Genomic DNA, 12,841 nt, shown 5'->3' on the forward strand with positions numbered 1-12,841 from the left:
GCGATCTCTCATTCGCCGACAAACCACCGGTAATACGGATTCCCGCCATCGCCGCGCATCACTTCGCGGATATCCCGCGCCCAGGCATCACGATCGCCGTCATAGGCATGCAGGCTCGCCCGATAAAACTGCATCAGGCGTTGCCGGTGCGCGTTCATGCGCTCGTTGAAGCCAGCATCGGCATTCACCAGTGGCGGCTCGATGTGCAAGTCCAGCAGCGCCGGCAGCACCCGGGTGATTTCCTTGGCCCGGACCCACGGCGCGTACTCGATACGCGGTTGATCGTCGGTCACCGGTTGCGCGTCAGCGGCGAAGCGTTCCAGGCCGGCGCGATCCGTCACCCAGGTCGCGAGCAATGCGGCGGCCGAACCGATGCCGACATCCTGCAAGGTGCTGCGCACGCTGTCTTGCTGGAAGCGTTGGTTGATTTTCGCGGCATCCAGCTCAATCGGCTCCATTGAACCTACCAGCAACATCTCGTGGAACTCGCTGGTCCACAGGTTGGCGTAGGGGAACACGTCGAGGAAACTGCGCACCAGCGCGCGCGAGTCGTCGATGTTCTGCGTCGGTAGCGGCAGCCACTGAGCCACGAGGCCTTGTTTCTGCAAACGGCTCGCGGCCAGTTGATAGAAATCGCGGCTGTACAGGTTCACCACTCCGGCAGCGGAGGGCGGTGGTGGTTCGAGAGTGATCAGGTCATAGCGTTGTGGATTGCGCAGCAGTTCCTGGCGACCGTCACGCAATCGCACATCGACACCGGGATTGGCGGCGGCATTGAAGTTGCCCTTGAACAGCGGCGCGGCCTTGACCACCGAGGGCAGCAGTTCGGCGACGACGCGATGTTCAAGGCCTGGGTACTGCGTCAGCGCGCCGGCGGTGATGCCTGTACCGAAGCCGATCACCAGTGCCGAACGCGGTTCAGCGTTGTGGATCAGCAGCGGCAACAGCGCCTGAATGCGCATGTAGCGCAGGGACGGCATGGCGTCGCCGGTGTTGGATACGCCCTGGATATACAGGCGCTCGAATGTTTTTTGCCCCTTGCCTTGGGTGACCACGGCGACGGTTCCGCCGCGTCCTTCTTCATAGAACGTCAACGTGCCGTTGCGTGCGCCGGGCAGCAGGCTGGCCAGTTTGTTGACCGGCGTAAAGACGGCCAATGCGACGGCCAACAAACCGATGGCGATCACGCCCTGACGCCGGCCTTTCTTGACCCCATGCCCCTTGCGCACCGCGAAGTATCCTATCCCGGCCGCGATGATCGCCAACAGACCCAAGGTACGAACCAGTCCCAACAAAGGGATCAGCACGAAGCCGCAAAGCATCACGCCGACAATCCCACCGAGGGTGTTGAATGCGACAACCTCACCGACATTGCGCCCCACATGGTCACGGCCGACGCTCAAGCGCAGGGCCACGGGAAAGGCCGCGCCGAGCAGCAAGGTCGGTACAAAAACAATGCTCAGTGCCGCCACCGCAAAGCGTGCGCTCATGCCCAACAATTCACTGGCGCCAAACGACAGCACCCAGGCTTCGACAACGCTTTGGGCAACTATCAGCCAGCGTCCCAGCAGGGCGATTTCCAGCAACGCAACCAGCCCGGCACCGGCAATCAGCAAACCGAACACGCCCCAGGGATCGCGCAGGCGATCGACCCGACGGGCAAGCAGGGCGCTGCCGAGGAACAGTCCGGCGAGATAAGTCGCCAGGACCACGGCAAACGCATAAGTGCGCGTGCTCATGAACTGCACGATCGATTGCGACCAAACCACTTCGTAGCCCAGCGCCACACCGCCGGCAATCGAATACAGCCACAGGGCGAGGCGATCCGGTGCCTTGTCGGCGTGGTGCTTCACTGGTGCCTCGTCAGGTATGGAGCGGTGACGTTGAAACCACAACGCGCCAGCGGCGGCCAGCAGGTTGAGCATTGCGGCGGCCAGAGCACTGCCGCGCACGCCGAGGGTGGCAATCAACACAAACGCGGCGAGCAGGGTGCCGGCAATGGCCCCGGCGGTATTCGCTGCATACAGGTGCCCACCGGCCTTGCCCAGTTGTTGCGGGTCAGTCGCAAGAGAGCGAACCAGCACGGGCAGGGTGCCGCCCATCAGCAGCGCCGGGATGCCCACCAGCAAAAACGGCAACACCCACGCCATGAGGCCGATATGTTGTTCCAGCCAGGCAAACGGGCTGGCCGCCAGACTCATGGCGAACGTCGCGCCAACACCGAGTATCGCCACGAGCACTTCCAGCCCGGCGTACAACAGAACCGGTTGCTGCAACTTGTCCGCCCAGCGTCCAAACAGCAAGCCACCCAACGCCAACCCGGCAAAAAACGCGCTGATCCCGGTGGTGATGGCGTACACCTCCACGCCGACCACCAATGACAGTTGCTTGATCCACAGCACCTGATACACCAGCGCCGCGGCACCGGATACGAACAGTAAAAGGGCGGGGATCAACAGCGCCGGGGAGGCGACGTGAGGGGCAGGTATGGCCGACGACTTGCTGGCGACACGTGAGGACATGGATTTGTTGCCTTGTGCAATGAGCAAAGTAAACATCAATCAATGTAGGAGCTGCCGCAGGCTGCGATCTTTTGATCCTGATGGCTGAAGATCAAAAGATCGCAGCCTGCGGCAGCTCCTACAGGGAATGTATTTGCATTCCCCCGAAAAAGGCCGCTCGCCGGTTAAGGCGAGCGGCGGTCCAACGGTATTACTGTGCCGCTTTCATTTTTTCCGCAATCTTGGCATCTACCGCCTCGCGGATCTGGTCGATGCTGAAGCTCGCCGGACGCTGGCTCGGTGGATAGTCGACAAAGGTTTGCAGGAATTTTGCAGATCTGCGGGTACCGTCGAAGATCAGATAGTCGTTTTTGGTCAGCCAATCATAATATTGGTCAGACACGACGTCGGCACGCTCGTACGGGTCCATGCGCAGGTTGAACATTTTTGGTACACGCAGGCAGACAAACGGTTCGCTCCACACCTGCAGGCCACCAGGCGCACGCTGCTCACAGAAGACGATTTTCCAATCGTTGAAGCGCATGCCCACCAGGACACCGTCATCGTTGAAATAGTAGAACTCGTTACGCGCACTCTTGTCGGTTTTACCGGTCAGGTAATCCAGTTGGTTGAAACCGTCCAGGTGCACTTTGAAGTTCTTGCCTGCCAGGTCAGTCCCTTTGAGCAGGCGGTCCTTGATGTCGGTATCGCCTACTGCGGCCAGCAATGTTGGGAACCAGTCCAGCCCGGAGACCATCTGGGTAGACACTTCACCTGGCTTGACCTTGCCCGGCCAGCGAATCATCGCCGGAACCCGGTAAGCGCCTTCCCAGTTGGAGTTTTTCTCGTTGCGGAACGGCGTAGTCGCAGCGTCCGGCCACGACCATTGGTTAGGGCCGTTGTCGGTGGTGTAGACCACGATCGTGTTGTCGGTGAGCTTCAGGTCATCCAGGGTTTTCAGCAACTTGCCGACGTCACCGTCATGCTCGATCATGCCATCGGCGTATTCGTTGCCGACCATGCCGCTTTGGCCTTGCATGGATTCACGCACGTGAGTGAATGCATGCATACGGGTGGTGTTCATCCAGACGAAGAACGGTTTGTCCGCCTTGGCCTGTTTCTCGATAAACGCCTGAGCGGCTGCGGTGGTTTCGTCGTCGATTGTTTCCATGCGTTTTTTGGTCAATGCGCCGGTGTCCTCGATCTTGCCGTCGGCAAAACTGTGGATCACGCCACGCGGAGAGGCTGCCTTGACGAAATCAGCGTCATCCTTGGGCCAGTAGGGACGCTCTGGCTCCTCTTCGGCATTGAGGTGGTAGAGGTTACCGAAGAACTCGTCGAAACCGTGGTTGGTGGGCAGATACTCGTCTTTGTCGCCCAGGTGGTTCTTGCCAAATTGACCCGTCGCATAGCCTTGGGCCTTCAGCGCCTGGGCAATGGTGACGTCCCTTGCTTGCAGTCCGACCGGCGCGCCTGGCATACCCACTTTGGACAGCCCGGTACGCAGTGGCGTCTGCCCGGTAATGAACGACGACCGCCCAGCGGTGCAGCTGTTCTCCGCGTAATAGTCGGTGAACATCATGCCTTCCTTGGCGATGCGGTCGATGTTCGGCGTCTTGTAGCCGACCACACCCATGGAATAGGCGCTGATGTTGGTCTGGCCAATGTCGTCGCCGAAGATCACCAGAATGTTAGGTTTTTCGGCGGCCCCGGCTGTCGCCGAAATCGCCATGACCGAAGTCGCCACGAGGGCGAGTTTCGGTAGCCACTTACGTATGCGAGTCATCTGACTGGCTCCTTATGCTCACTTGTGTCGCCTGATGCGACAAACGTTTATTGCAGTCCTGCATTACGCTTTTTTATTGCACTTGCTCGGTTGCGGGCGCGTCGAACGGGTAGATCCGGCGCCATTCGGCAGCCATGTCGACGACGGTCCAGCCGCGGGATTTCGCTTCGTCCAGAGCCTTGTCCAAACGGCCGATTTTCGATTCACGGTCATAGGCCCATTCGCGCTTGGCGTCGGTGTGATGCACCAGGCCCATGAAGCGCTTGCCCGTTCCGGCAGCGGTCCACTGCAGCATTTGCAGGTCGCCGTCGGAGTTGCCGAAGGCGAGGATTGGTCGACGCCCGATGACGGCGTCGATGCTGACCGGTTTGCCCGGGCCGTCGTCGTTATGTGCCAGTTTCGGCGTGCGCATGATCGACGCCTTGCCATCCTTGTATTCAAACGTCGTGACGAAAGTCGTGCCAATGACTTGCTCGGGCGGAATGCCGTAGACCTTTTCGGCGAAGGCGCGCATGAACCCGGTGTCGCCGCCCGAGACGATGTATGTCTTGAAGTCCTGGCTGCGCAGGTAGTCGAGCATTTCCAGCATCGGCTGGAAGATCATTTCGGTGTAAGGCTTGCCGGTTTTCGGGTGGCGGGCCTGGGAAAGCCAGGTCTTGGCGTAGTCGTCGAAGGCTTCGGTGGTCATGCCGGTGTGAGTCGCGCCGAAGATTTTCATCAGCCCGTCAGTGCCAGTGGCGGCCAGGGCTTTGTGGTCGTTTTCCAGCACGGCCTGGAAGGGCTGGGTGGTTTTCCATTCCGGGTGTTGCGCCGCGGTGCGCTTGACCTCTTCGAGGGCGAACAGAAACTCGAAGTACATCGGTTGCTCGCTCCACAAGGTGCCGTCGTTGTCGAACACGGCGATGCGGTCCTCGGGTTTGACGAAGTCCTTGCTGCTTTGATCGGTCACGGCCTGGACGAACTCGATGATGTTCTTTTTTGACGGGCCGTCGTTCCAGGACGGCAGTGGCTCGGCGGCCTGAACCAGCAAGGGCAGGCTCAGGGCGAGTGTCAGTAGAAACTTAAACCCGTGAAGTTGGCGTAGCGATATCGGGTTCATCATCGAAATTCCTTCTCGTGAACGGGGTTGAGTGGTCGCAGTGCGGGAGCGACTGATTCTTTGTTGTGTTCGGCCTGACTATGCAGCGTAGTCAAGGATTCCTTGAGTTGGTGCATTGCCTGATCTTTGGTCGGCTCTCGGCCGTAACAGGCCCGTAACAACGCCTGTAGACGAGGGCCTAGACCGGTGAGCTTCAGGCCTTTGCGGCTGCGGCGGGTCCACAGGTACAAAGCGCTCAACTGCGGCGGATTGCCGTCGAGTTGTGCCGGGATCTGGCGCCAGGCGAAGTCGCTGGACTCCAGCCATGCCGCGTGCCGTGCACGACGTCGGGCCTGCCAGCGAGAACGGGTGCGCTGCCACAGCGGGCGGGCAAACCCGTACAACCCGGCGACGACCAACAGCAGCACGAACAGCCCCAAGCCATAGCCGGAAAGATGCAGGCTGTTTTGCCGGCCGAGTTTTTTCAGGTCTTCGGTGATCGAGAACACCGGTTTGTAAGCACTGTTGGCCGCTGCGTCGAAATCGATCTCAGGCACTTGCGCGGTGCGGGTTTGCCCGGTGCTGGCATCCCACCATTTCACCTCGATCGGCGGGAGTTTGTAATGACCTTCGGTGTCGACCCGGTAGGTCGCGGAGTCGATGCGCTGCCCGCCGTTGAAGTGGCCGCGGCCGTCATCCAGATTGCTGATCTGCGGGGATTTCGCGTAACGACTCAGGCCTCGGACATCACCCAGCGGTGGCGTCGGCAATGACATGGCCAGGGCGCCATCTGCCTGGAGCGTCAGCTTACGGGTAATACTGTCGCCGACCTTCAATGGCGTGGCCGAATGGATGGTTTTTTGCGTGAATCGCAGCCCTTGAGCCACCAGCACCGGCTCACCGGCCCGAAATCCTGGTGGTTGTGTCGCGGTGAAATGCAAGGGCTGGCTCTGGGCGCTCAGCTCGGTGGTGGCCTGACCGGGAGTGGCGCGCACCGTCAGCGCCGGGATGTCGAAACCCTGTGCCAGATTGGGGGTGATCAGGTAGCTGTAGCGCATGCCACTGAAGGATTTGCCATCGAGCGTTTTATTGATGTGTTCGGCGTGGCCGTCGGGCGGCATGACCAGTGCGCCGGTCAACTTAAGGTCGGGCAAGGTGGGGGCGCTGGTGAACCAGGTGTCGGTGAGGACTTCGAGTTGCAGCTCGATCAGGCTGCCGACCATGGCCGGTTTGTTGGATTGCAGGGTGGCGTGGACGCGCAGTTCGGGTTCGGCGGCTATGACGGTTGTGCTGAACAGGCAAATGAGAACCGTGGCGAGTAGTGCTGTGAATGATCCACCGCTATCGCGGGCAAGCCCGCTCCCACAGGTTCCGCGTCGTTCATACCCTTTGAACATGACACAGCAACCTGTGGGAGCGGGCTTGCCCGCGATGGCCGCAACCCGGTTCAACAGACTGCTCATGGCTTCGCCCCCGCCTGATCCTGCAAGCTGAACTTCTGTTTCAGGAATTTGGCCGGCGATGTGCTGAGGTTCCGCAACCACTGTTCATCCGATGCCGCCTGTTCGGTCTCCAAGGCTTTGCTCTGGCCTTTGCCCGGTGCCTTGTCCATTTTGATTTCGTCGGGTTTGACCTCCGGCGCATTCTGCTCGGCGCTTTCGGTGTCTTTCTGCAAGGCGATGGCCAAGGCCAGGTTGGCGGTGGCCTCGGGGAATTGCGGCTGCAATTTCAGCGCCTGGGTGTAGGCCGCAATGGCTTGGTCGAATTTGAAGCGACGCACGTAAATGTTGCCCAGATAGAAATACGCCTGCGGCGTTTGCAGGCGCGCGAAACTGGCCAGCGCCAGATCGAAGTCGGCGGCGTTGTAGGCGGCGATGCCTTTCCAGTAAGGGTCGACAAAAAGCGCGGCGGCCTGCGGAAGGTGTTCGTGCTCAAAGGCCCAACGACCTTGCTGGTCCCGAGTGAAAAAAACATCGGCGAGTGCATTGGCCTGCGCGGGGGCCGGTGGCCACCCGAGCCCGACAACCAGCACAAAGCCCGCCATCCAGTTCAGGCTCCAGCCCTTGCGCACACTGAAGAACGCAATCAGCAACAGCGGCCAGCACAACCAGTAGCCGGCGTCTTTCCAGTGCAGTTCGCGCTGTTCGTCACTGGTAGCCTGAAAGTGTTGCTGGGCGTGCAGTTCGACCCAGTCGAGATCGTCGTTGTCGAGGGTCAGGCTGCCCAGCGGCGCATCTACCGCAGAGGCTAATTGCTTGAGTGCATCCTGATCGAAACTGCCCAGTTCAGGACGGCCATTGCTGTCGGTGCGTGCCTGGCCGCTGGCATCGCGGATGATGCCGCCGTCCTCGCTGCCGACGGCCAGAATCAGCACTTGCAGGGCGCTGCCGTCGAGCTTCTTGTCCAGGTCTGTCAGCGCTGAAGTGTCTGCGCCGTCGGTGATCAGCAGCAGGGTGCCGGGTGATTTTTCAGCGGCCAGCAGACGTTTGGCCTGGTCGATAGCGGCGCCGACATCTTTCCCCGGTTTGCCGATCAGATCGGTGCTCAGCGCCTGGATGAACGTGTCGAGCAAGGCCGGATCATCGGTCGGCGGTAGCACCAGATGAGCACTGCCCGCGTACGCGATCAGCGCGTTGCGTGCGCCGGCGCGACGCTGAATCAAGTCGTGCAACTTGTGTTTTACCGCCTCCAGCCGCGACGGCTGTACATCGCTGGCATCCATGGAAGGCGACAGGTCTATGGCGAAGATCAGCGGCGCGCGGTTTTCCAGAAATTCCGGTCGATCCTGTTCCCAGGTGGGGCCGGCAGCGGCAATCGCACCCAACACCAGCAGAGCGCAGACCAGATGCACCGGACGCAGCCAGTGCTGATCCTTCGGCGTGATCAGCAGGTGCGGCAGCAGGTGTTCGGCGATGTTGCTGCGCAAACGCCGTTGCAGATCCTGGCTGCGTCGCCACAGCAGCGGCAGCAGGGCGGCGAAGGGCAGCAGCAACAGCCAGAGAGGGCGCAGGAAGTGGAAGTCGCTGAGGTTGATATCCATCTCAGGCCTCCTGCCGTTGACGGGCAATGGTCAGGCGCGGACGCAGCAGCGCGCACAGGTGATAGAACGCGAGCACGGCGATTGCAACGCCAAGCGGCCACCAGAACAGATCCCGTTTGGGTTGATGGCTGAGGGTTTTCACTTGATGCGGGGTGAGCTGGTCGAGGGTGCTGTAGACCTGATTCAGCGCATTGCGGTCTTCGGCGCGGAAGAAGCGCCCACCGGTGGTTTTGGCAATGTCCTGCAAGCCCTGCAGATTCACTTTGGCTTCGCCTTCGGCATTCGGGTCGCCAATGCCGATGGTGTGAATCACCACGCCTTTGGCCGCCGCCATAACCGCTGCATGGTCCGGCGTGATGGCGCTGCTGGTGTCGTTGCCATCGGTGAGCAGAATCAGGACTTTCTCCTGTTCATGGGCCTGGTCCAGCAGTTTCAGGCTCAGACCGATTGCATCGCCGATGGCCGTGTTGGGGCCGGCCATGCCGATCCCCGTGTCGTCCAGCAGCAACGACAGGCTGGCGTGGTCAAGGGTCAGCGGCGCCTGCGGGTACGCGCCGCTGCCGAACACGATCAGCCCGAGGCGATCCTCTTTGCGCTTGTCGATAAAGCCGTGGACCACTTCTTTTACGGCGGCCAGACGATTGATCTTCTGGCCATTGGCGTCGGTGAAGTCGGTGGTTTCCATGGACTGGGAAAGGTCGATGGCAAGCATCAGGTCGCGTACCGGTTGCTGGCGTTCGATGGGCTTTTCCACGAGCACTGGCCGGGCCGCGGCCAACAGCAAGAGCCCCCACACCAACAGGTTCAACAGCAACTGCCAGCGATTGCTGCGGGTGCCGGCCTGGCTCGGTGCCTCACCCACCGCCCGGCTCATGGCGTTGAAAAAAGGCACGCGCACGGCACTGCGCGCTTCACGGTAATCGGGCAGGTAGCGATAACCCAGCCACGGCAAGGGCAGCAGCAGTAACAACCAGGGGTAATCAAGCTGCCACATGATGACGCTCCACCCAGGTTTTGCAGGTGTCGAACAGTTGTTGACGTTGTTCAGCGGGCAGGGCGCGCAGGGTGGCGTCCGGGGCGTAGGCCAGCACGGCCAGTTGCTGGCCGAAATCCGCGGGGAGCGGCTGTTTGATGTGTTGCTGCAGAAAGGCTTGCCAATCATCTTTCCCTAACGCAGCAGGACCCCGTGGGAGCGAGCTTGCTCGCGATGAGGACGGCACATTCAAAGCAGATTTCGACTGACCGGACGCCATCGCGAGCAAGCTCGCTCCCACAGGTTTTGTGGTGTGTGTGGAGGGCATGGAAAGGGCGATGCGCTTGAGCAATTCCGGCAACTCGCGCAAAGCATTCAGATCACCACTGCGCTGCTGCAACTGCGCCAGCCGCACCAACGCCTCCCGCCGATAACGGTCACGCCGCCATTGCCTGTAACGCCGCGTACCCAGCAGAAGTGCCGTCACCACAAGCAATGCCAGCAACACCCACCAACCCCAGGTCTGCGGTGCATAGCTGACCGGTGCCGGCAGGGCGATTTCCTTCAGTTGCTCGATGCTCGGAATATTGGGGTTCATCGCCGCCCCCCAACAAGTTTGCCCAGTTCGGCACGCAGTTGTTCCTGCGCTTCGCTGGCGGTGCTGAACATCATCAACGGCACTTGGCTGCGACGTAGTAGCGTGGCCACATCTTTGAGCCGTCCGCTGAGGAAGTCGCCCAAAGGCTGGTGCACCTGACGCCGTTCCACCGCCAGTTCCACCTGCAACTGCCCTTGGGTGATCAGCAGTCGGCCATTTTTCGGCAAGTTCAGCGCCAACGGGTCGTAGACCTGCATGGCGATCACATCGTTGTGCGCCGCCAACTGGCGCATCAGCTGTAACGTACGCTCGCCCGCGCCGGCAAAGTCGCTGACGATGCAGATCAGGTGATCGTGCCCGGCCACGGCCAGGCATTGCTGCAACACCTTGTCGAGCTGGTCTTCGCCTTCGGCGTCCGGATTGGCCGCGTTCAGTTCCTGGTTCTGCTGGACGATGCGGCTGCACAGCGCTTCGATCCGCTTGCGGCTGCGCAACGGCGCGACGCTGTCGATGCGCCGGTCGTTGAACACCAGCCCGCCGACGCGGTCACCAGCGTTGAACACCATCCACGCCGCCAGGGCGCCGAGTTCGGCGGCGAGGGTGGATTTGAAGCTGCGTTGCGAGCCGAAAAACATGCTCATGCGCTGGTCCACGAGGATCAACGCCGGGCGATCGCGTTCTTCGGTGAAGGTGCGCACCACCGGTTTACCCGTGCGCAGCGATGCGCGCCAGTCGAGATGGCGCAAATCATCGCCGGGTTGATAGCGGCGTAACTCATCGAAGTTCAAACCACGGCCGCGCAAGCGCGACGCGTGGTTGCCCGCAAGAATGCTGCCTTGCGGCTGACGGGCAACAAAACTCAGGTCACGGGCCTTGAACTCCAGGGCCATCAATTGCGCCAGAGAGACATAGACCAACCCGTCGGCATTCATGCAGGAATCGCCACTTTGTCGAGCAAGCGGTCGAGCACCTGATCGGCACTCACACCATCGGCCACCGCGTCATAGCTCAGTTGCAGGCGATGGCGCAGCACCGGATGCACCACGGCACGCACATTGTCCGGCGAAACGAAATCCTGGCCCTGCAACCATGCATCGGCGCGGGCGCAACGGTCCAGGCCGATGCCGCCGCGCGGGCTGGCGCCGATGTTGATCCAGCGGCCGAGGTCGGCGTCGTAATCGGCGGGATGACGGGTGGCGTTGATCAGGTCGATCAGGTAGCGGTCGATGGCCGGGGAAACATGCACCGCACTGACTTCCCGGCGAGCGGCGAAGATTACGTCTTGAGCCAGCGCAAAGCCTTGCATTGCTGCGGTTTTCGCGCCGAGGGCCTGTTCTTCTTCGCGCAACAGGCGCAGCACCTGGCTTTCGTTTTCCGCACTCGGGTAGTCGAGCAGCACTTTCATCAGGAAGCGGTCCATCTGCGCTTCCGGCAAGGGGTAAGTGCCTTCCTGCTCAATCGGGTTTTGCGTGGCAACCACGATGAACAGCTCCGGCAACGCATGGCTGTTGCCGGCCACGGTGATCTGCCGTTCTTCCATGGCTTCGAGCAGTGCGGCCTGGACCTTGGCCGGGGCGCGGTTGATTTCGTCGGCCAGGATCAGGTTGCCGAACAATGGCCCTGCCTGAAAACGGATCTCGTTTTTGCCTTCCACCTGATGCAGCACCTCGGCGCCGGTAATGTCCGAGGGCAGCAAATCCGGGGTGAACTGGATGCGGCTCATCTTTGCGTCCAGGTGTTTGGCCAGCGCCTTGACCGTGCGGGTCTTGGCCAGGCCCGGCAGGCTTTCCAGCAGTAAATGGCCGTTGGCCAACAAGCCCACAAGAATTTGGCGGATCACCTGATCCTGGCCGAGTACTGCTTCGGCAATACTCGCTTGCAAGGCGTTGAGGTCGTTGAGTGCGCTCATGTCAGCTCCTAGAAAAACGCCAGGGTCATGTTGACCGCGATGCCGTTGCCTTCCGGACGGTTCTTGGTGTCGAACTCCGGCACCCAGCGCAGACTGAGGTTGGCCTGAGCGTCGGCGAACTTGCCGGTCCAGCCCACCACCGGGCCGGCGCCCACCGAGCGCCCGCGAAAACCGCTGGTGGAGCCTGACCCGGAGTCATCATTGATCTGCTGGATGTAGCCCGCCGCAAGACCCGCGGCCCAGCCATTACCGAAGCCGTGGGTCCAGAGTGCGTCGAGGGTGAAGAGGTCGCCGTTCTGATAATCCGTAGCGTCGTTTTCGGTGTAGAACTCCAGGCCGCTGGACAGCGTGATTTCGCCGCCTTTGCCATCCAGATGGGTAAAGGCCACGGTGGGCATGAAGGTGTAGGTGTTCTGCCCGGCGTTGGCCAGGCGATTGTCGTTATAGGCGCCGGTCGGTACGTAAATCGGCAGGGAAAACGAGATGTGGTTGACTTCGTCGAAGTGATAGCCGGCAGCAATCGGCGTCACCAGCATGTCGGCGAACTGCGTGGCCTTGTCCTCGGTACCGAGGGTTCTGCCACGGGGGCCAGTGATGTTGGCGGTAACGTCGGTGTACTGCACCGGCACGCCGATCGCCGAGGCGTAGTTCCAGCGACCTTTGCCGGTGTCCCAGACGTGGGTGAAGTTGGCCATGGTGTAGGAAACCTTCATGTCCAGCCCGGTACTCAAGGCTCCCACGATCGGTACTTGTGAATTGCCTTTCAGATCGCCGTCATACCAGATGCTGGTCAGGGACATCACCCAACCGGGTTCCGGCGGCACGATCCCGGCATTGGAAAACACCTGCTGGCCGGTGATCGGCCGGCCGACCCCGCCTTCAACCGCCAGCACCAGCGGGCTGCCGCCGACCATGCACAGCGCCAGCAACGGGCGCACTACGTAGGGCTTGATCAT

The 12,841-nt window shown here is 61.1% G+C and carries 10 protein-coding genes; all 10 read right to left on the reverse strand.

What is annotated here, in order from left to right; genetic code table 11:
• Positions 1–8: 8 nt before the first annotated feature.
• Positions 9–2,522: a fused MFS/spermidine synthase gene (locus tag ACM110_RS04760; protein ID WP_416126816.1), complete on the reverse strand. Its 2,514-nt coding sequence runs from the start codon at positions 2,520–2,522 to the stop codon at positions 9–11.
• A 190-nt stretch (positions 2,523–2,712) separates the two neighbouring features.
• Complete coding sequence (locus ACM110_RS04765; protein WP_416126817.1) at positions 2,713–4,287, reverse strand: arylsulfatase; 1,575 nt, start codon at positions 4,285–4,287, stop codon at positions 2,713–2,715.
• Between the two features lie 73 nt (positions 4,288–4,360).
• On the reverse strand, positions 4,361–5,389 hold the full coding sequence (locus ACM110_RS04770) for an HAD family hydrolase (protein WP_416126818.1): 1,029 nt from the start codon (positions 5,387–5,389) through the stop codon (positions 4,361–4,363).
• Positions 5,386–6,828 (reverse strand): hypothetical protein, encoded by a 1,443-nt coding sequence (locus ACM110_RS04775; RefSeq protein ID WP_416126819.1) that lies wholly within the window; start codon positions 6,826–6,828, stop codon positions 5,386–5,388. Before ACM110_RS04775 ends, ACM110_RS04770 begins: the two co-directional genes overlap by 4 nt.
• Positions 6,825–8,405: a VWA domain-containing protein gene (locus ACM110_RS04780; protein WP_416126820.1), complete on the reverse strand. Its 1,581-nt coding sequence runs from the start codon at positions 8,403–8,405 to the stop codon at positions 6,825–6,827. Before ACM110_RS04780 ends, ACM110_RS04775 begins: the two co-directional genes overlap by 4 nt.
• Before the next feature lies 1 nt (position 8,406).
• Positions 8,407–9,399 (reverse strand): vWA domain-containing protein, encoded by a 993-nt coding sequence (locus ACM110_RS04785; protein ID WP_416126821.1) that lies wholly within the window; start codon positions 9,397–9,399, stop codon positions 8,407–8,409.
• Positions 9,386–9,976, reverse strand: coding sequence for a DUF4381 domain-containing protein (locus ACM110_RS04790; protein WP_416126822.1), 591 nt, complete (start codon positions 9,974–9,976; stop codon positions 9,386–9,388). Before ACM110_RS04790 ends, ACM110_RS04785 begins: the two co-directional genes overlap by 14 nt.
• Positions 9,973–10,908: a DUF58 domain-containing protein gene (locus ACM110_RS04795; RefSeq protein WP_416126823.1), complete on the reverse strand. Its 936-nt coding sequence runs from the start codon at positions 10,906–10,908 to the stop codon at positions 9,973–9,975. Before ACM110_RS04795 ends, ACM110_RS04790 begins: the two co-directional genes overlap by 4 nt.
• A complete protein-coding gene (locus ACM110_RS04800; protein WP_416126824.1) occupies positions 10,905–11,885 on the reverse strand; it encodes an AAA family ATPase in 981 nt (326 codons plus the stop codon). Before ACM110_RS04800 ends, ACM110_RS04795 begins: the two co-directional genes overlap by 4 nt.
• A gap of 8 nt (positions 11,886–11,893) precedes the next feature.
• Entirely contained in the window at positions 11,894–12,841 is a 948-nt protein-coding gene (locus ACM110_RS04805) for a transporter (protein ID WP_416126825.1), read from the reverse strand.

Source organism: Pseudomonas sp. NFX98, assembly GCF_047784845.1.
In the GTDB taxonomy this organism is placed as follows: domain Bacteria; phylum Pseudomonadota; class Gammaproteobacteria; order Pseudomonadales; family Pseudomonadaceae; genus Aquipseudomonas.